This window comes from Curtobacterium sp. Curtsp57 (assembly GCF_047324335.1).
Classification (GTDB): domain Bacteria; phylum Actinomycetota; class Actinomycetes; order Actinomycetales; family Microbacteriaceae; genus Curtobacterium.
The window spans coordinates 2,026,670-2,045,830 of sequence record NZ_CP168511.1 but is presented as its reverse complement, the minus strand read 5'-3'; the positions used below and the strand labels follow the sequence as shown (position 1 = coordinate 2,045,830).

The following is a 19,161-nucleotide window of genomic DNA, read 5'->3' as shown; positions in this document are numbered from 1 at the left end:
GACCTTGGGTGTGGCCGATCGGCCGCACGGTACTCAACAGGAGGAAACCATGGCAGCAGTGTGCCAGGTGACCGGAGCCACTCCCGGCTTCGGACACAACATCTCGCACTCGCACCGCCGGACGAAGCGCCGCTTCGACCCGAACGTGCAGAAGAAGACGTACTACGTGCCCTCGCTTCGTCGTAACGTCACGCTCACGCTCAGCGCAAAGGGCATCAAGGTCATCGACGCACGCGGCATCGAGTCCGTCGTCAAGGACCTCCTCGCCCGTGGGGAGAAGATCTGATGGCCAAGAAGGGTCAGGACGTTCGTCCGATCATCAAGCTCCGCTCCACGGCGGGCACCGGGTTCACCTACGTGACCAAGAAGAACCGTCGCAACAACCCGGACCGTCTCGTGCTGAAGAAGTACGACCCGGTGGTCCGCAAGCACGTCGACTTCCGTGAGGAGCGCTAAGCATGGCGAAGAAGAGCAAGATCGCGAAGAACAACCAGCGCGCCGAGATCATCGCGCGCTACGCCGACCGTCGTCTCGAGCTGAAGAAGGCCCTCGTGGACCCGAACGGCACGGACGAGTCGCGTGAGGCCGCTCGCGTGGGGCTGCAGAAGCTCCCCCGCGACGCCTCGCCGATCCGCTACCGCAACCGCGACGCCATCGACGGTCGCCCCCGTGGCCACCTCGGTGAGTTCGGCATCAGCCGTGTCCGCTTCCGCGACATGGCCCACCGTGGCGAGCTCCCCGGCATCACGAAGAGCTCCTGGTAAGCACTCGCTTCCCGAGCGCCCCGTCACCCTCACCGGTGGCGGGGCGTTCGTCGTCCGCGGGTGAACTCGGTTCGCTCTCGGGGGACAAGTTCGTCACATTCGTCACATCGGTCACTCCAGCACCTCAACAACCCCGGAAATCCGGGCGAGTCGGCAGGTTTCGTCCCACCCTGCTGGTAGTTTCAACTCCGGTTCCGCCGGGCTCCGGTCCGCTGATCCGAAGCACCGGGCAACCGCCCGGGGCAACGGACGCCACGTGCGTCCGACCGATACGCAAGAAGTCCGAGGAGGACATCCAATGGCTGACAAGTCACTGAACCGCACCGAGCTCGTCGCGGCCGTCGCCGCCGAGTCCGGCCAGAGCCAGGCCACCGTCAACGGCGTCGTCGACGCACTCTTCAGCGTCGTCTCGGGCTCCGTCGCCGACGGCACGAAGGTCACGATCCCCGGTTGGATCGCCTTCGAGAAGACGCACCGTGCCGCCCGCACCGGCCGCAACCCGCAGACGGGTGAGGCCATCGAGATCGCCGCGAGCGACTCGGTCAAGGTCAGCGCCGGCTCGAAGCTCAAGGCTGCGGTCAAGTAAGACTGCTCCGGCACGAAGGGGACGGCGTTTCGCCGTCCCCTTCGTCGTTCGTTCTCCACATCTGCCGCCGGCGATTCTGCTGGGGGTCTGGCACGCCCGTAGGCTGTCCTGGTGAACCGGATCGCACGTGTCAGCGGCCCAGCCGTGCTCGTGCTGGTCGCGTTCGTCGCGGTCCTCGTCGCGCTCGTGATCGGCGGGGGAGCGAACGCCGCGCTCATCGCCGATCCCGGGGCCGTCGTGCGGTTCGGGCTCCCGATCGCCCGGGTCTTCGTCGACCTGTCCGCCGCCGCCACGATCGGCGGACTCGCCCTCGCCACCGTCGGCCTCTCGCGCACCGCCCCCGAGTGGAACCGCGCGATCGACGTCGCCGCCGCGTCGGCCGGCGTCTGGACGGTCGCCTCGGCGGTCACCACCTTCTTCACCTTCCTGAGCGTCGCCGGGTCGAAGGTCAGCCTCGACGAGCAGTTCGGGCAGTCGATGGGGGTCTTCCTCACCGGCACCGACCTCGGTCTGGCGTGGCTGGTCACCGTCCTCGTCGCAGCCGCGGTCACCGTGCTGTGCTTCGCCGTCCGGTCGCGTGGCATGGTCGCGCTCACCGCCGGCGTCTCGATGATCGGGCTCATCCCGCTCGCGCAGCAGGGGCACGCCGCCGGCACGGCCAGCCACGACGCCGCCGTCACGGCCCTCGGGTTGCACCTCGTCGGTGCGGCGCTCTGGATCGGCGGGCTGCTCATGCTGGTCCTCGTCCGGGGGGTCGTGCCCGCCGATCGTCTGGCTCCGCTCGTCGGGCGGTACTCGAGCATCGCGCTCGGGTGCTTCGTGCTCGTCGCCGTGTCCGGCGTCGCCTCCGCACAGATCCGGGTCGGCGCGCTGTCGAACCTGTTCACCCCGTACGGCGTCCTGATCCTCGTCAAGATCGGTGCGATCGTCGCCATGGGGGTGCTCGGCGCGGTGCAACGACGTCGCACGATCTCCTCGCTCGTGTCGACGCCGGGTCGGTCGCGCCCGTTCTGGATCCTCGTCGTCGTGGAACTCGCGGTGATGGGTGTCGCGTCCGGGTTCGCCGCGGCGCTCGGTCGCACGGCCACCCCGGTCGACCAGATCGCGTTGAGCAAGACCACGAACCCGTCCCCGGCGGAGCTCCTCACCGACGATCTCCTCCCGCACGCTCCGGGAACCTGGGGCTGGCTGACGTCCTGGAACCTGGACCTGTTCTGGCTGATGGCGGCGGTCCTGCTCGCGGCGACGTACGTGGCCGGGGTCGTCCGCCTGCGCCGTCGGGGCGTCTCGTGGCCGGTCCGCCGGTCGGTGGCCGCCGCGATCGCGATCGTGTGCCTGGTCGTCGCGACGTCCGGCTCGCTGCACGACTACGACCGCTTCCTGGTCTCCGCGAACGTCGGTGCGCACGTGCTCCTCGGGGTCGTCGTGCCCGGGCTCGTCTGGGCGTCGGCGCCCGTGCAGCTCATCCGCGCCGCGGTGCTGCCGCGTGACGACGACAGCACGGGTGTCCGCGAGTGGACGGACGTCATCGTCGACCACCCGGCCGTCCGGTACCTCGCGCAACCGTTCCCCGCGTTCCTGCTGCTCGCCGGCATCTGGTGGGCCTTCTTCGGCACCCAGGCCCTCCGCTGGTCCACGAGCGACCCGACCGGACGCACCGTGATCGACACGGTGTTCCTGCTCGTGGGGCTCCTGGCCCTCCCGACGCTCCTCACGCCGATCGCCGCTGGTGCCAGGACGCCGTCGTGGCCCGCGTTCCTGGTGCGTGCCGTCGGTGCAGTCATCGTCGCCGCGGGGCTGGTGTCGCTCGGTATCGCGATGCAGGGGCCCCTCGGGCTGCTGCAGGCGTCGTGGTTCGGTGCGATGGGTCGCACGTGGGGCCCTGACCCCCTGGTCGACCAGGCCCGGGGCGGTGTCGTGCTCGTCGTCGCCGGCGTCCTGCTGCTCGTGACGGTGCTCGTCGTCGGGCTCGTGCGCGTGCGACGGGGGACCGGCGATGCCGGTCGGCCGCAGCACCCCGCAGTGCACACAGAACCGCGAGGTCCGGAACATGGTTCCGTGCAGGCGGCGGACGACGACTTCGACGACGTCAGCGCGGACTCCGAGGCGAGCACCCCGTGAGCGTCGAGCTCAGCGCCGAGCAGCGGGCCGTCTTCGAGTACATCGAGTCCACGCGCGACCACGTGTTCATCACCGGCCGTGCGGGTACGGGCAAGTCCACGCTGCTGAACCACCTGGCGTGGAACACCGAGAAACAGGTCGTGATCTGCGCGCCGACCGGTGTCGCGGCCCTCAACGTCGGCGGTCAGACGATCCACTCGTTGTTCCGGCTGCCGATCGGGCTCATCGCCGACGCCGAACTGCGACAGGGACCGGAGACCCGCAAGCTCCTCAACACGATGGACACCCTGGTCATCGACGAGGTCTCGATGGTCAACGCCGACCTGCTCGACGCGATGGACCGCTCGCTCCGCAAGGCCCGCGGGCGCCAGTTCGAGGCGTTCGGCGGGGTGCAGGTCGTCATGTTCGGCGACCCGTACCAGCTGCCCCCGGTCCCTGGTGACGCCGACGAGCGCGCGTACTTCACGGACCACTACCGGTCGCTGTGGTTCTTCGACGCGAAGGTGTGGCTCGAAGCCGAGCTCAACATCATCGAGCTCGCGACCGTGCACCGGCAGCGGGACGACGCCTTCGCCGCGATGCTCACGGCCGTGCGGCACGGGCGGGTCACGGCGGACATCGCGGGTCGCCTGAACGAAGCGGGAGCCCGGCCGGCGCCGGACGACGCCATCACGCTCGCGACCAGGAACGACACCGTCGCGAAGATCAACAAGGCCGCGCTCGACCGGTTGCCCGGCGCCACGAAGACCGCCAGGGCGGACGTCAACGGCGACTTCGGCGGGCGGAACTTCCCCGCAGACGAAGCCCTCGAGCTCAAGCCGGGGGCGCACGTCATGTTCCTCCGCAACGACCCGGACCAGCGCTGGGTAAACGGCACGCTCGGCATCGTGCAGACCATCCGCGACACCGTGTGGGTCGACGTCGACGGGGAGTCCTTCGAGGTGCAGCCGTCGGTGTGGGAGAAGTTCAAGTACTCCTACGACGCGGACAAGAAGGAACTGAAGAAGGACACCGTCGGGGAGTTCCAGCAGTTCCCCCTGCGCCTGGCCTGGGCGGTCACCATCCACAAGTCGCAGGGCAGCACCTACGACCGGGCGATGGTCGACCTCGGCAACCGGGTGTTCAGCGCTGGGCAGACCTACGTCGCGCTGTCGCGGCTGACCTCGCTCGACGGGCTCTACCTGAGCCGACCGCTGCGCCCGCAGGACATCATCGTGGACCTCGACGTCCGGCGCTTCATGTCAGAGGCCCCGCGCATCGTCGCCACGCAGCTCGAGGCCCCGAAGGACACGACCGAGTCCTGAGCACGTCGCCGCCGGGCACGCGGGCTCGCGCTGCGCGGGTCGTTGCGCGTGCAATGGGCGACAAGACCGTTGTCGTACGACAGCGAGTCTGTCGTCCCGAGTCGGTCGGGATGCTTGCGCGTGCAACGGGCGACACCACCGTTGTCGTACGACAGCGAGTCTGTCGTTCCGAGTCGGTCGTCGGGTGCCAACGCCCACCCGCCCGCACCCCACACACGACGACGCCCCCCTGCCCAGCGGCAGACGGGCGGCGAGGAGTGGCGGAACGCGTCAGGCGGTGGCCGAGGCGCGCAGCGCGCGGATGTTCTGCTTGTCGGCGCCGAGCGCGGTGAGCAGCAGCACCACGCCGACGATGGCGTTGAAGACGTTGTCGGTGGTGTTCAGCGCGAAGACGTTGGCCGAGGTGTTCACGAACACGAAGCCGTACGCCGCGAGGACGATCAGCACGACGCCCACGACGAGGTTGACGTTGCGGGACCCGATCGTGTTGCCGAGTCCGACGATGAAGAGCGCCGCGGCGAGGATCGTCCACAGGAACGCGAGTGCCGGGTTCACCTGGAATGCGTTCCAGAGCATGCCGCCCGAGTCGCCGAAGAACGCGTGGCCACCGTCACCGGCGAAGAAGAAGCCCAGGACACCCCAGATGACGAGCAGGGTACCGACCGTCAGCGCGAGTGCGCGGTTCGGCGATGCGATGATGCTCGGTTCCTTGACGGCCACTTCGGTCTCCTCTTCTTGCGCCACGAGGGTCGTCGTGGCTGACTCCTGCGGCGCGGTGCGTCCAGCGCTGCTGGACACTGCCTGCCGGAACAGGCCGATCGGGCCCTGGTTCCCAGGTTCCGACCGGCCCGACAACGGTATCGTGTTCGACCCCGACCGACCCAATCGAACGGCCGACGATCCGCTCGGGCGACCGCCCGTCCGGAGCGCCGTGACGAGGCGCACCACCAGGCCCGCGACGACGACCCCGAGGAGGACGATCCCCGTGACCCGTACGCCGGAGCGCACAGCGTCCGATCCGCGCGACGACGGGCGCGGACCGAGCGTCTCGCGCCGGTTCCGGTGGGCTGTGCTGTCGGCTCTGGGGTTCGTGGTCGTGCCTCTCGTCTACGCGGTCGCCGTGCTGACGCCGCTCGGGCAACGGGTCGAGGACTCCGCGCTCGGCGGGGTCCGGGAGACCGACCTGTTCGGGTCGGACACCGCACTCAACGTCATCTCGGTCCCGGTGATCCTGCTGCTGGTCGTGGTGATCGCCGCCGTCGCGTTCGCACGGAGGCGGCTCGCCGTCGGACTGGCGGCGGGTGTGGTGGTGCTCGCCTCGGCTGGCACCTCCACGCTCCTCAAGCGTATCGCCGTGCGCCCGGAGATCGCCGGGTCCACGACGCCGAACTCGTACCCGTCCGGTCACGCGACGATCGCGATGGCGGCGTTGTTCGCGGTCCTGATGGTCACACCCCGTCGGTTCCGGCCGATCGTGCTGCTCCTCGGCGCCGCGTACGCGGTGTTCGTGGCGAACCAGACGGTGGTCTACGGCTGGCACCGGGTGAGCGACATCGTCGGCGCGTGTGCGGTCGCCCTGTTCTGGGTGGGGCTGGTCCGTGCCGTCGGGCCCGTCGTCGACCGTGGTGCGCGTGGAGACCGGGACGGCCGCCGGGGTCCCCGACGCGTGGTGACGGCGGTGCTGCTGGTCTCGACGGGGGTGACGCTCGCCGTGGGGATCGCCGCGCTCGTGCTCGCGGTGACGAACGGCAGCGGGCACGACCACGACGCGATGCTCGTGGCGGGGCGGATGGCGTCGTCGGTGAGCGTGCTCCTCGCGGTGACCGCGGTGTGGCTCGCGGACGGCATGCACCACACCGCCCCCACGACGAACACCAAGGGGTTGCCCGCACCCGTCTGAGCACGCCGTGTCACAGCCCGGTAACGCGCTGGTCGGCGGCTGCGCGTTCCGACTAGCGTCGTCGGTGTCAGCGGCGTCGGGACCCGCCGCGGACGAGGGGAAGCATGCGGGCGCAGCACACCGCGGGGACGACACGTCGCCGCCAGCGGACGCTCGCCGCTGCGCTCGGATTCGTCGTCGCGATCGCAGCCGTGGTCATCCCGAGCGCCCCCGCGAGCGCGATGACCCAGGTCGGCACGGTCAGTGGCACACCCGGTGCTTTGGTGCAGGCGGTGGTCCAGAACCAGTCGGCCGGGTTCGGCACGTGGACGATCACCGCGCCCCCGGACACGACGATCACCGTCGCGCAGTCGGTCCCGGGGCCGGGGCTCGGACAGTTCACGTGCGCCCCGGTGAACGGCGGGCAGCGGGCGAACTGCGGGACGAGCACCTGGGGTGTGAACAACCAGGTCGCGATCACGCTGACGATCGCCCCGGGTGCCGATGCGCCGCAGACGGTCCAGGGGACGTCCGTCATCTCGGGGCTCGAGTCCGGGACGTACTCGGTCGGCATCGTCGCGCCGGCGGCCCCCGGCGCCCCGACCATCACCGCACCCGCCGCCGGCAGTGAGTCCATCGCAACTCAGCCGACGATCACCGGCACGAAGACCGCCGGGAACGCCGCGACCGTCACGCTCGACCACCAGGCCCCGTGCACGATCCCGGCCGACGCCGCCACCACGTGGAGCTGCCCGGCTCCGAGCGAGCCGCTCACCGTCGGCCAGCACACGGTCACCGCGACGCAGACCGACCGGTTCGGCCAGACCTCCCCGGTCGCGACGAGCACCTTCACCGTCCTCGCGCCGGCAACGTTCTCGATCACCCAGTCCGGCGCGACCGAGCTCCTGCCGACCCGTGAGGCGACGCACACGATCACGATCGACAACACCGGCGACGGCGAGGCGAGGGACGTCACCTTCACCGCGGACCTCGGCGGCTTCCCGGCGACCGTGTGCACGGTCGACGGCGCCGCGGTGGACTGTTCGGCGCTGCCTGGCGGGGTCGCGCTGGGGACACTTGCGCCTGGTGCCTCGGTCGTGGTGACCGTCACGGGGGCAGCTCCGGCCGGAACGGCTCCCGGCACGACCTACGCGATCGCGACCAGCACGGTGTCGAGCACCGACCCGGACTCCCCGGTCGCGTCCTCCGCGACGCTCGAGGTCGTCCCGCTCAACGCCCCGGTCTTCACGTCGCCGACCGCTGGGTCGGTCACGACGAACGCGACCCCGGTCATCCGCGGCGCACAGGCGGTCGAGGGTGCCGTCGTGACGGTCTTCCAGGGCCCCACCGCGATGTGCACGGCGACCGCGGACAGCGAGGGCCTGTGGTCCTGCACGCCGTCGCCGCGGTTCGCGTACGGCGCGGTGAACATCACCGCTTCGCAGACGTACGGCGGCATCACCTCGGAACGCGCGACGCTCGGCTTCACGGTCCGGCAGACGCCGGTCGCGCCGGCTCCGCCGACGACCCAGCCCGGAGGCTCGGCTCCCGTTCCCGGGGCGCCCTCGGCTCCGGCAGGCGGCGGCTCCACCCCGACGGGCGGGTCCGGCGGGTCCGGCGCCTCCGCCGGGTCCGGCACGAACGGCATCGGCGGGAACGCCGGCGCGGGTGCCGGGTCGGCAACGCCCTCCACACCAGCGGCCCCTCCGTCGAGCGCCCCGTCGAGCGCCCCGTCGAGCGCCCCGGGGAGCGGCTCCGGCGGCGGCTCCGGCTCGGGTGGCGGGAACGGTGCCGGCACGAGCAACGGCGCGCTCCCGATGGACCTGCGGTTCGGGACGCAGCGGATCATGCCGGGAACGGCAGCCGACATGCGCGGCACGCTCGGGCCGAACGCGTCCGGCGCCACCGTGGCGATCACGTTCTCGGCCCGCATGAGCACCGGCATGGTCTACCGGAACGTCGAGGTCGAGGTCGACGAGCAACCGGTCGACTGCTCGGTGGCGACGACGACGTTCTCGTGCCTGATCCCGCTCGACCCCGGCAAGCAGGCCGACGTGGCGATCCGGGTGTTCGCCGACGCCGTGAACGCTCCCGACACCGCCGTGCAGCAGATCCAGGTGGCGTCGAACCGGTCGTCGCAGGCCAACGCGATGACGGTGACGACCGCGGTCGCGAAGGGCGAGACCGAGGCGTCCCAGCTCGCCGACCAGATCACCACGTTCAACGTCACCGAGTTCCCCGGCGCGATGGTGCCGCTCCTCGCGATGCTGCTCTTCGCGCTCGCCGCCACGGTGGCGGGCCGCCGGGCGACCGGCGGGAGCCCGACGGCCCCGGTGGCGACCGGCCCACCTCCGGGAGCCGACCCACCGGGCGGCACCACAGCCTCCAGTCCGATCCGACCTGACGACCAGTCCGGGAGCAACCGATGACGCAGACGACCGAAGCCCCGCCGGAACGGCGCACCCGACGCAACCCCGCGCCGATCATCCTGCTGGTCGCGGTGGTGCTGCTGGCGGTGTACTACGTCGTGATCGGGCTCTCCGGAGCCCTGAAGACCACGACGACCGTGCCGGTGTCCGGGCCGAACGACCGGACCGGCGACTACATGTCGCTGCGGATGAGCGTGCAGGACGTCGACCTGTCGAACCGGGTGATGCAGGCGAACGTGCTGCCGATCCCGCACGGGGACTTCGTCGGCGACAAGGCGGGTGAGATCTCGGAGCCGTTGCGCATCGAGGTGTCGAGCGGTGGCGTGACCACGAGCGTCGTGACGTTCCCCGGTCAGTCCGTGGTGGACGCGACCTCGTTGACGTTGACGCTCGACCGCGGTGACACCTCGTACCCGTTCGACCAGCCGTTCGCGAACTTCCAGCTCAGCGTGCAGAACGACGACACCGGTCGAGCGGTCCCCTTCCAAGTCGACATGTCGAACTCCGCGCGGCCGTGGAACATGCAGGCCGAGCGCTCCGGTGCCGAGCAGCAGGACGGGCGCACGCTGGTCCCGATGCAGATCGACGGACACCGCGACGCGCTGAGCATCGTGATCGTGTCGTTCTACATCCTCGCGATCCTGTTCACGACGCTGATGGCGGTCGTCACGGTCGGCAGCGCGATCCTCCGGCGGAGGCTCGAGTTCGCGAACGTGATCTGGCTGAGCGCGACGCTGCTGTCGTTCCCGGCGCTGCGGTCCGCGATGCCGGGTGCGCCGCCGATCGGGACGACGCTCGACTTCGTCTTCCTGTTCCCGTGTCTGGCGCTCGTCGCGATCATGTTCGTCTGGACCGGCGCGTACCTGCTGTGGCGCGAGTCGAAGGTGCTGCGCGGCAGGGTGATCGAGGACGACGCCTGACGCGCGGATCGTTCGTCATCGTTTGATCCGCCAGTGAGTCGGGTTCGGCTGAGCGGTCAACCCGAAGCGTGTCCCGGGTGGGTCTCCTCGCACGGCATGGAAGATGTCGGCCATGACTGCACGTGAGCCGGTGTAGTACGCGTGCCCGATGAAGCTTTCGTTGACCAGAGTCGCGTCGATCGTATCGATTCCGTGATGGGCGATGACGGGCGGCAGAGCACCGGCGCGTGGTGTGCCCCGCATTGCGCCGGAAATCCCGAGCGCGCGGTCACGTCTCGTCGCGTACATCGTCCCGTGTGCGCTCAGCGCCGGCCGAAGGCCCGCCAGGACACGGAACTCGTTCGGTGTCACGTCCGGCGCGGCGAGGATCACCGCTCCGAGGCGCTGCCCGGCAGCGGCGAGGGCGCCCGCGAGCGAAGCCGCGGCCTGCGCGAAGAGGTAGTTGCCCATCGAGTGGAACACCAGGTCGACGCTCTGAGCGCCCGTGCGCTGCGTGAGATCCACGATGAAGTCGACCAGGTGCACGGCGCTGGACCGGGCCGCGCGGCGGTCGGTTTTATACTGCAGGGCACGGTTCGCAGAGGGCCATGAGAACGCCGCCGTGACTGCGTTGATCCCGAGGTCCGCCGTGAGCTGGCCAGCCGTGAGCATCGCACGACGGAAGCTCGTTCGGAACCCGTGCACGAACACGAGAACTCGTTTCTCATCATCGGGGGCTGCGTGAACCTCCCGGTCCACCTCCCCGAGGAATTCGTCGCGCGAAAGTCGGATGACGCTCGTCAGCCGGGTGCTACCAGCCCAGGAGATCGTGCGCCAGCCGATCTTCAGGCGCCGCCGACCTCCGATGCTGTGCGACTCCGGGACGTCAACGACGGCGATGCCGTAGTGCATGGCGTCGTTGACGTCCCGTCGGTTCGCGAAGTAGGCGTCACCCGTCACGGCAGCGCGATCCGTGCCGAAGTACACCGTGACTCGTTGGTCGGTCGGGCCGCTCGGTGGTGCGAGCGCCTCGAGGTCTGTCTCTGCGTCGTCGGTCGAGAGATCGACCAGCTCGATCTCGCCAGGTGATCCGTCGGCACTGTGCATGAGCTCGTCGGGGAAGTCGATGTCGACCACCGGGATCTCGGCTCGGGCGTGCGCGATCAGGTGGTTGCCGAAACGCTCCGCGGCGTGCTCATACGTCGTGTCGACGAGCGCGGCTACCGCTGCTTCGACGACCTCGAGCCCATCACGGGACAATGGCACGGCGCTCAGGGCGGAGGCGATGTACGGGCTCGCGATCGCAGCTCTGAACTTTCGTGACCGGGCAAGCTCGGCGTCCGAGTGCCATCCGAAGGATCGCGCGAGATCCTCTCCCACACTCAGCGCCTCGGAGATGATCGATCGGTCTCGATTGTTCCCGGATTCTTCGATCGACGTCCGGACGTCGACCAACCTCGAGTACAGGCTCGGCGAGCCCGTTGCGGCGGCGAACTGCGCCGGCCACAACGCGGCGCCGATCGTGACTGCCGCCGCGCCGATCGCCGGGATCAATCGCGGCGCCTCGACGTCGAGTACTCCCTCCCAGAGTTCCTGCACGGCGTCGGCCATCCGTACGCGGGGTTCGTTGGGGTTCCGCCTCGCGGTCGTGACCATGGTGTCCGCGATGTCGGCCGCGAAGGCCAGCATGAACGCAGACTCGCCGGCGGCCGCAGCGATGTCGATCCGTCCGGCGGCGAGAGCGGTCTCACGAACGAACCGGGCTCCGCTGTCAGCGCCCAGCTCGTTGCCGATCAACCGAAACCGTGGTCGTGCCAAACTGTCCCCCTCGCGCACACCGTATCGAGCTGCCGGAGGCTACGCATGCCCCTGAACTGGGGAGTGGGCCGCTCCTCGCCTAGCTCTGGTGCAGGGTCCGGAGGATCCGCCGGGCGATCCGTGCTTCCTCGTCGGAACCGAGCTCGTCGCGCACGGCGCGGACGGACAGCCCCAGGATCTCGGCGATCTCGGACGGCGCGACGTTGAGCTCGGTGAGCCGTGCGACCAGGGCGTCGCGGTCGTCGGCGACGGCCTCCTCGAGCGCCCGGGCCTCGGCGCGCATCGCCCGCGCGCGCTCGCTCGCACAGCGGACGGCGGCGATGCGGGAGGCGGTCGAGGGGTCGCCGACGACGAACTCGATGCGCGGGGTCTCGCCCGCGAAGTCGTGCACCATCGTGCGGTGCTGGACGACGACGTCGTCGAGCCACGCGCCGTGGTGTTCGATCGCCGGGTAGTCGACGCAGCGCAGCACCCATTCGTCGTCGACGAGTGCGGCTGTCGAGGTGATGGTCGTCACGGTGGAACCTCGTCCTGATCAGCGAACCTGGTGAGGGGTTCCGCTTCGACGCTACGCGGATCGGCGGGCTCCCGCGGTCCGCAGTTCGGCGGACAGGAGCGGGCCGCTGCCCGGTCGCGGGCGGGCCCGCCGCTCGGTCGCGTGGTGGGCCCGCTGCTCGCGGGAATACCGTGTGGTGCGCTACGTTGTACCCGGCAGTTCGATGCAAACGCATTGATCTCACGGAAGGCGGCATCATGCAGTTCGGCATCTTCACGGTCAGTGACGTCACGACCGACCCGACCACGGGGACCACTCCGGACGACACGCAGCGCGTCCGCGACATCATGACGATCGCCGAGCACGCCGACCAGGCCGGGCTCGACGTCTTCGCCACGGGTGAGCACCACAACCCGCCGTTCGTCGCGTCCTCGCCGACGACGATGCTCGGCTACCTGGCCGGGCGGACGAAGCACATCACGCTCTCGACGTCGACGACCCTCATCACGACGAACGACCCGGTGCGCATCGCCGAGGAGTACGCGATGCTCCAGGTGATCTCCGACGGCCGCATGGACCTGATGATGGGCCGAGGCAACACCGGCCCGGTCTACCCGTGGTTCGGGCAGGACATCCGGCAGGGCGTGAACCTGGCGATCGAGAACTACGCGCTGGTCCGCCAGCTCTGGGAGAACGAGGTCGTCAACTGGCAGGGCAAGTTCCGCACGCCGCTGCAGGGCTTCACCTCGACGCCGCGTCCGCTCGACGGTGTCGCGCCGTTCGTCTGGCACGGCTCGATCCGCACGCCGGAGATTGCGGAGCAGGCCGCCTACTACGGCGACGGCTTCTTCCACAACAACATCTTCTGGCCGATCGAGCACACCGCGCAGATGGTCGGGCTCTACCGGCAGCGCTTCGAGCACTACGGGCACGGTGCCGCGAACCAGGCGATGGTCGGGCTCGGCGGGCAGTTCTTCGCACGCAAGAACTCGCAGGACGCCATCGCCGAGTTCCGCCCGTACTTCGACAACGCCCCGGTCTACGGGCACGGGCCGTCGATGGAGGACTTCACCGAGCAGACCCCGCTGACCGTCGGGTCGCCGCAGCAGGTCATCGACCGGTACGCGGCGATGAAGGACAGCGTCGGGCACTACCAGCGCCAGCTGTTCCTCGTCGACCACGCGGGCCTGCCGCTCAAGACGGTCCTCGAGCAGATCGACATCCTCGCGTCGGACATCGTGCCGGAGCTCCGCAAGATCAACGACGAGGGGCGCCCGGCTGGCGTGCCGTCCAACCCGCCGTCGCACGCGGAGCGCGTCGCCGCCGCCCGCGCAGCGGGCACGGTCGGTACCGACCACGTGGCCGCTGTCGACGAGTGGACCGGTGCGTCGGTCTGATCGCACAATCCGCATGACGGGAGGCCCGGTGCCAGCTGGCGCCGGGCCTCCCGTCCGTCGGTGGTTCCCACCCATGTCACGTGCGGGGGAAAGCTGAAACGCGCGTCGGAGGTCGGAAGAACCGACCTCCGACTCGCGTTTCGACTCCCTACGCGCGATTTGACCGGGCGGGGGAGGCGGGCGCGGGGGAGGCGGGGGAAGCGGGCGCCGGGGCGGCGGGCGCGGCCGGGCGGGCCGGCAGGAGCTTCAGGCCGACGACGCAGCCGACGATGCCGGCGATGAACACCAGGCGGAGCACCGTGACCGGCTCGGCGCCGGTGGCCATGCTCCAGAGCACCGTGAGCGCCGCGCCGGTCCCCGTCCACACCGCGTACGCCGTGCTGATCGGGATGTGCTGCAGGACGTAGCCGAACGCGACGAGGCTGATCACGATCGTGATCGCGAAGACGATGGTCGGCTCGAGCCGGGTGAAGCCGTGGCTCTGGCCGAGGGCGGTCGCCCAGACGGTCTCGAGCGCGGCGCTGACGAAGAGGACGATCCAAGCCATCTAGCTCACCACCTTGAGTCCGACGACGCAGGCCACCAGGCCGAGCACCAGGGCGACCCGGCCGAACGACGCGGCTTCCTGCTTCCGGGCGATCGCGACGAGCACCGTGAGCGACGCACCGATGCCGACCCACACCGCGTAGGCCGTGCCGACCGGGATCGCCGTCATCGCGTACGCCAGGCCGGCCATGCTCGCGGCCATGCCGAGGACGAAGACGATCGTCGGCACCACCTTCTTGAACCCGTTCGACGCGCCGAGTGCGGTGGCCCACACCGCTTCGAGCACGCCGGAGAGGACCAGGACGATCCAGGTCATGACGATTCCCTTCCGATAGTCGCACGACTGTGCGACAACACCTTTCTAGCACGAGTCGCACAGTCGTGCCAGAATGATCGGGTGACGCGCAGCATCGACCTCGAGGAACGGCGCCGCACCGTGTCCGAGGCCGCCTGCCAGGTGCTGGCGCGCGACGGCCTCGGCGCGCTGAGCGTCCGGAACGTCGCGGCCGAAGCCGGTCTCCCACCGAGTACCGTCCGCTACGTGTTCCCCACGCAGGCGAGCGTCCGCGAGCATGCGCTGAACCTCGTCTTCGACGGCACCGCCGCCCGCATCGACGCGCTGTCCGCCTCGCTCGGTGGCACGGACTTCGCGCACGCGGTCCTCGTGGAGTTGCTGCCCCTCGACGACGAGCGCCGCATCGAGCTCGACGTGTACCTCGCCCTCGGGACGGCGGCGCTGACGGACCCCGAGCTCCGTCCGTTCCACGACCGGGTCGTCGACGAGATGCGGCAGTGGTGCGTGCGGATCCTCGACGCGGTCGGCGTCCCCGCGGCGGACACGGAGTACGAGACGCGGCGGCTGCACGCCCTGGTGGACGGGCTCGCGCTGCACGTGGTGCGGCTCGACCCCGCTGGCGACGCCACGTGGGCGATCGACCTGCTCGACCGCCACGTCGCTGCGCTGGCCGCGGGCTGAGGTCGGCCGGCCACGCTCGTCGCCTATCCTGAGCCGGTGACGACGCGCACCACCACGCCGCCGCAGCAGCGTGCCCGGACCCGCACCGGCCCCGGTCTCGTGCTGCTCGCCGTCGTCGTGCTGCTCGGGATCCGGCTCGCCACCCCGGCCGTCGGCACCGCCGGGCTCCCCGACGTCGTGCAGGACTTCCTCACGCTCGCGATCAGCGTCGTCGTGGAGTCCCTGCCGTTCGTCGTGCTCGGCATCGTGCTGTCGATCGTCGTCGAGGTGTGGGTCCCGCACGGCGCCCTCGAACGCATCCTCCCCAGTCGCCCGATGCCCCGTCGCGCCGTGATCTCCCTGATCGGCATGCTCTTCCCGGTGTGCGAGTGCGGCAACGTCCCCCTCGCGCGCGGCCTCATGCTCCGCGGGTTCACCCCGGCCGAGGCGGTCACGTTCCTCGTCGCGGCCCCGATCCTCAACCCGCTCGTGATCGTCAGCACCGCGCAGGCGTTCGGCTGGTCCGGGTGGGTTCTCCCCGTCCGCATCGTCGGCGGCTTCGTGGTCGCGAACCTCGTCGGCTGGATCGTCGCGGCGCACCGACGGCCCGCCGACCTGCTGCTCCCGGCGTTCGAGGCCCGGTGCCGCGCCGCGATCGGCGCCGCCGCCCCGACCAACCGCTGGCGTGAGAGCGCAGCCCAGTTCGGCGGGGAGACCGCCACGATGATGCCGGCGCTCTTCGTCGGCGCCGGACTCGCGGCGGCGATCCAGGTCGCGGTGCCGCGGAGCACCCTCGTCGCGATCGGGTCGAACCCGGTGCTGTCCGTGCTCGCGATGATGCTCCTCGCGATGACGGTGTCGCTCTGCTCGAACGTGGACGCCTTCTTCGCGCTGTCCTTCGCCTCGACGTTCCTGCCCGGGTCCATCACGGCGTTCCTCATCATCGGGCCGATCATCGACGTCAAGATGATCGCCCTGCTCCGCACGACGTTCCGCGCCCGCTTCCTCGTGCTGCTCGCCGTCGTGTGCGTCCTGTTCGCCCTCGCCGTGGGGTTGGTGATGAATGTCCTCGTCTGAATCGCGGAAGCCCGCGTTCCTCGGCCTCGGCTCCGTCCTCGCCGTCGCGCTCTGCACCCTCTGGCTCGCCGTCGCCGGGCACCTCGACCTGTACATCAACCCCCGCTACGCGGTCTTCACGATCGTCCTCGCGGCCGTCGCCGTGCCGGCGTCGATCGCGGGGCTGGTCGTGGTCGCGCGGGGAGCCGGACACACGCACGACCACGCGGGTCCGGACGACGCACCGGTCGCCAGGCCTGGAGGCTCGGCTCGCCTCCTGCGCGCCACGCTCGGTGGCATCGCGGCCACGATCACGATCGGGGTCACCGTGGCCATGCTGGTCCTGCCCCCGGCGACGCTGTCGGCACGGACCGCTCAGCAGCGGAGTGTGGACTCCGCGACGCTGTCGAACGCCACCGGGTCCGGCACCGTGTCGCTCCTCGGCAGCGAGTCGGTCGACACGTCCGGGTACGGCGTGAAGGACTGGGCAGCGCTCATCCGGCAGACCACCGACACGAGCTCCCTCGTCGGCAAGCGGGTCACCCTCACCGGGTTCGTCGTCCCCGGATCGGACGGCTCGTTCACCCTCACCCGCTTCGTGATCAGCTGCTGCGCCGTCGACGCACAGCCGGTCGGCCTCGGCGTGACCACCGACGGCACCGTCCCGGACGAGAACGAGTGGGTGACCGTCACGGGAGCCCTCGCCGCGAACCCCGACCAGTCCGCCGACGCCCGGATCGTCATCAAGGCCGCCACCGTCAAGCGGGTCGACCAGCCGAAGGACCCGTATGAGTACTGAGCCAGGACGGCGCCGCCCGGTCGCGCACCGGTTCCGGCGTCGGTTCACGGCCGTCGTGCTCGTGCTCGTCGTGGTCGCGGCGCTCGCCGCCGTCGTCGGGTCGCAGCAGGGCCCGCGGCTGAAGTCGGTGTCCTACGACGCGAGCGGCATCGTCTCCCGCCCGGCGCAGCGTGTGATCATCACGGCGAACCAGGCGCTCCAGAAGGTGTCCGCGGACGACGTCCGGGTCTCGCCGGCCGCGGCCCACACCGTGACGTCGAGCGGCAACACCGTCGCCGTCGAGTTCGCCGGCCCGCTCGCCTACGACCGGTCGTACACCGTGACCGTCGCCGGGGCGCGGGCACCGGGACAGCGTGCGACCGCCGACCTCCGCGCGACGATCCGTACCGGGACCACCGACGTGCTCGCCCTCGTCCCGGGTACCGACGGCGCGAAGGACCGCATCGTGCGCCGGTCGCTCGACGCCTCGGGTGCGACGACCGTGTACCAAGGGACGGGCATCACCGAGTACGTCCGCCTGAGCCGGTTCCTCGTCGTGCTGAGCGACTCCGACGTCGGTGACTCCCGGATCGACGTCGTGACGCTGCGGAACGGCGTGGAGGACCCCGACGCGCCCGTCGAGCACCTCACGCTCCCGACCTCCGAGGGACATGCGAGCGCGCTGCACGCCGCGGACGACGGCGCGTCCTTCGGGTTCCAGTACGCGGACACGTCGACGGGGCAGTCGAAGGACGTCGGGCTCTACGTCGTCGACATGACGGGCACCCACATGCCCGAGGCGATCGCGGCCGACGGCAAGCCCACCACCGGAGCCGTCCCGATGACCGTGAGCCAGTGGGCGTACGTCCCGCGCACCGAGAGCGCGCTGGTGCGCACGGCCGCCGACGAGCTGTTCCTCGTCGACATGAGCGGGCGCGCCGACCTCGTGCGGCTCGGCTCCGCCACCTACCTGCACGGCTTCGTCGGCACCGGCACCACCGCGGTCGTCGAGTCCGGCACCGGGATCGAACGCGTGGACCTGACCGACGGCAAGCGGACCGCGATCGTCGCACCCGCTGCGAGCACGGACGCGCAGTACCTCGGTCGGATCGCCCAGCTGACGGACGACACGTACCTGCGCACGGTGGGCGACGTCCGAGCTGACGGGACGATCGCCAGCCGCATCGTGCGCGTGGACGGGAGCCGAGCCTCCCGGCTGCCCGTCACCATCCCTGATGACGCGAGCCTGACGGCGGTCTGCCCGTCGCCGAACGGCCAGTTCGTCGCGGTCGCGACGAAGTCGCCGACCGGCGCGCTCGTCAGCATCGTCGATGCGACGTCCGGCGCACTCGAGGCGAGCACCGTCGGTGAGGACGTCGACTGGTGCGGCGCGCTGCCGAGCGGCGACGAGGTCGGATAGCGTCGAGCCCGATGCATGCAGCAGTCGTCGAGCGGTGGGTCGCCGGGTGGGCACGGTCGCGGTCGATGCCGTTCGAGGCGGACGGCAGCGGCTGGCACGTCACCGTCGGCGCGGAGACCCGACTGGACGAGTACGTCGTCGCGGAGCCGTCCGGCGTCGAGGCGCTGCGGCTCGCCCGCGTCGTGGCGCCGCGGTACACGAGCTGGCTCACGATCGTCGGCGGGATCGCCCCGGACGCGCTGTCCGCACTCGGCTCGCTCGACCGGATGGCCAGGCCGGGCACCGTGATGGAGGCGCGGCTCGCGCCCGTCCCGATGCCGGCGGACGTCGTGGTGGACACCGCCGACGCGGTGGCGTTCCTGCGGATCGAGGTGGACGGGGTCACCGCTGCGCGCGGCCAGGTCGCGCTCGTCGGCCGCGACGCGGTGTTCGACTGCATCGAGACCGAGGAGCCGTACCGACGGCGGGGCCTCGGTGGGCGGATCGTGGCCGGTCTGACGGCGTGGGCGGTGTCGCACGGCGCGGACACCGGGCTGCTGGTGGCCTCGGACGAGGGCCGTGCGCTCTACCGAACCGTCGGCTGGCGCGACGTGGCCCCGGTGGTGACCTACCGAGGCTTCGCTTGAGTCACCGCGGGTGTCGGCGCCCGAAGCGTGGCGCTTCCGAGCGTCGGAAGCGGAAACGCGCGTAGGCGGTCGGCTTTCCCGACCTCC

General features: G+C 70.6%; 20 protein-coding genes. 15 read left to right on the top strand and 5 right to left on the bottom strand.

Annotation, left to right across the window (positions count from 1 at the left end):
• Nucleotides 1–49: 49 nt before the first annotated feature.
• From rpmB to ACEN9V_RS09470, 6 genes are all read left to right on the top strand, one after another.
• Nucleotides 50–286 (top strand): 50S ribosomal protein L28, encoded by a 237-nt coding sequence (rpmB, locus tag ACEN9V_RS09495; protein ID WP_022903747.1) that lies wholly within the window; start codon nt 50–52, stop codon nt 284–286.
• Entirely contained in the window at nt 286–456 is a 171-nt protein-coding gene (gene rpmG / locus ACEN9V_RS09490) for a 50S ribosomal protein L33 (RefSeq protein WP_056123557.1), read from the top strand. The genes rpmB and rpmG overlap by 1 nt, the downstream gene beginning before the upstream one ends.
• 2 nt (nt 457–458) lie before the next feature.
• Nucleotides 459–764 (top strand): 30S ribosomal protein S14, encoded by a 306-nt coding sequence (gene rpsN, locus ACEN9V_RS09485; RefSeq protein ID WP_071299872.1) that lies wholly within the window; start codon nt 459–461, stop codon nt 762–764.
• Nucleotides 765–1,062: 298 nt separating this feature from the next.
• Nucleotides 1,063–1,350 carry an HU family DNA-binding protein gene (locus tag ACEN9V_RS09480; RefSeq protein WP_022908191.1) on the top strand — a complete coding sequence of 96 codons (288 nt, stop codon included), beginning with the start codon at nt 1,063–1,065 and terminating at the stop codon, nt 1,348–1,350.
• Nucleotides 1,351–1,461: 111 nt separating this feature from the next.
• Nucleotides 1,462–3,471 (top strand): cytochrome c oxidase assembly protein, encoded by a 2,010-nt coding sequence (locus tag ACEN9V_RS09475; RefSeq protein ID WP_413600091.1) that lies wholly within the window; start codon nt 1,462–1,464, stop codon nt 3,469–3,471.
• On the top strand, nt 3,468–4,775 hold the full coding sequence (locus ACEN9V_RS09470) for an ATP-dependent DNA helicase (protein ID WP_413600090.1): 1,308 nt from the start codon (nt 3,468–3,470) through the stop codon (nt 4,773–4,775). Before ACEN9V_RS09475 ends, ACEN9V_RS09470 begins: the two co-directional genes overlap by 4 nt.
• A 270-nt stretch (nt 4,776–5,045) precedes the next feature.
• On the opposite strand, the gene ACEN9V_RS09465 is transcribed toward ACEN9V_RS09470, so the two are convergent.
• Nucleotides 5,046–5,495: a DUF4383 domain-containing protein gene (locus tag ACEN9V_RS09465; RefSeq protein WP_413600089.1), complete on the bottom strand. Its 450-nt coding sequence runs from the start codon at nt 5,493–5,495 to the stop codon at nt 5,046–5,048.
• Nucleotides 5,496–5,871: 376 nt separating this feature from the next.
• Between ACEN9V_RS09465 and ACEN9V_RS09460 the strand changes: the two genes are divergently transcribed.
• From ACEN9V_RS09460 to ACEN9V_RS09450, 3 genes are all read left to right on the top strand, one after another.
• A complete protein-coding gene (locus ACEN9V_RS09460; RefSeq protein WP_413600088.1) occupies nt 5,872–6,675 on the top strand; it encodes a phosphatase PAP2 family protein in 804 nt (267 codons plus the stop codon).
• A 104-nt stretch (nt 6,676–6,779) separates the two neighbouring features.
• Nucleotides 6,780–9,083: an Ig-like domain-containing protein gene (locus ACEN9V_RS09455; RefSeq protein ID WP_413600087.1), complete on the top strand. Its 2,304-nt coding sequence runs from the start codon at nt 6,780–6,782 to the stop codon at nt 9,081–9,083.
• Complete coding sequence (locus ACEN9V_RS09450) at nt 9,080–10,003, top strand: DUF4436 family protein (RefSeq protein WP_413600086.1); 924 nt, start codon at nt 9,080–9,082, stop codon at nt 10,001–10,003. Before ACEN9V_RS09455 ends, ACEN9V_RS09450 begins: the two co-directional genes overlap by 4 nt.
• A 15-nt stretch (nt 10,004–10,018) precedes the next feature.
• Here the strand turns inward: ACEN9V_RS09450 and ACEN9V_RS09445 are convergent, their stop codons facing one another.
• Both ACEN9V_RS09445 and ACEN9V_RS09440 read right to left on the bottom strand, forming a co-directional pair.
• Nucleotides 10,019–11,779 (bottom strand): alpha/beta hydrolase, encoded by a 1,761-nt coding sequence (locus tag ACEN9V_RS09445; protein ID WP_413600085.1) that lies wholly within the window; start codon nt 11,777–11,779, stop codon nt 10,019–10,021.
• A gap of 100 nt (nt 11,780–11,879) precedes the next feature.
• On the bottom strand, nt 11,880–12,317 hold the full coding sequence (locus ACEN9V_RS09440; protein WP_413600084.1) for a hypothetical protein: 438 nt from the start codon (nt 12,315–12,317) through the stop codon (nt 11,880–11,882).
• Between the two features lie 236 nt (nt 12,318–12,553).
• Between ACEN9V_RS09440 and ACEN9V_RS09435 the strand changes: the two genes are divergently transcribed.
• On the top strand, nt 12,554–13,693 hold the full coding sequence (locus tag ACEN9V_RS09435; protein WP_413600083.1) for a CE1758 family FMN-dependent luciferase-like monooxygenase: 1,140 nt from the start codon (nt 12,554–12,556) through the stop codon (nt 13,691–13,693).
• Nucleotides 13,694–13,841: 148 nt separating this feature from the next.
• Here ACEN9V_RS09435 and ACEN9V_RS09430 read toward each other — a convergent pair whose 3' ends face one another.
• Together ACEN9V_RS09430 and ACEN9V_RS09425 are read right to left on the bottom strand one after the other, a co-directional pair.
• Complete coding sequence (locus tag ACEN9V_RS09430) at nt 13,842–14,240, bottom strand: DMT family transporter (RefSeq protein WP_413600082.1); 399 nt, start codon at nt 14,238–14,240, stop codon at nt 13,842–13,844.
• Nucleotides 14,241–14,555, bottom strand: a complete 315-nt coding sequence (locus ACEN9V_RS09425) for a DMT family transporter (RefSeq protein ID WP_281266716.1) — start codon at nt 14,553–14,555, stop codon at nt 14,241–14,243. It lies immediately after the preceding gene.
• 81 nt (nt 14,556–14,636) lie between these two features.
• Between ACEN9V_RS09425 and ACEN9V_RS09420 the strand changes: the two genes are divergently transcribed.
• The 5 genes from ACEN9V_RS09420 to ACEN9V_RS09400 are packed head-to-tail and all read left to right on the top strand — an operon-like array spanning nt 14,637 to nt 19,074.
• Nucleotides 14,637–15,215, top strand: coding sequence for a TetR/AcrR family transcriptional regulator (locus tag ACEN9V_RS09420; RefSeq protein ID WP_413600081.1), 579 nt, complete (start codon nt 14,637–14,639; stop codon nt 15,213–15,215).
• Nucleotides 15,216–15,251: 36 nt separating this feature from the next.
• On the top strand, nt 15,252–16,271 hold the full coding sequence (locus tag ACEN9V_RS09415) for a permease (RefSeq protein WP_413600080.1): 1,020 nt from the start codon (nt 15,252–15,254) through the stop codon (nt 16,269–16,271).
• A complete protein-coding gene (locus ACEN9V_RS09410; protein ID WP_413600079.1) occupies nt 16,258–17,049 on the top strand; it encodes a TIGR03943 family putative permease subunit in 792 nt (263 codons plus the stop codon). The genes ACEN9V_RS09415 and ACEN9V_RS09410 overlap by 14 nt, the downstream gene beginning before the upstream one ends.
• On the top strand, nt 17,039–18,448 hold the full coding sequence (locus tag ACEN9V_RS09405; RefSeq protein WP_413600078.1) for a hypothetical protein: 1,410 nt from the start codon (nt 17,039–17,041) through the stop codon (nt 18,446–18,448). Before ACEN9V_RS09410 ends, ACEN9V_RS09405 begins: the two co-directional genes overlap by 11 nt.
• A gap of 11 nt (nt 18,449–18,459) precedes the next feature.
• A complete protein-coding gene (locus ACEN9V_RS09400; RefSeq protein ID WP_413600077.1) occupies nt 18,460–19,074 on the top strand; it encodes a GNAT family N-acetyltransferase in 615 nt (204 codons plus the stop codon).
• The last annotated feature ends 87 nt before the right edge of the window (nt 19,075–19,161 follow it).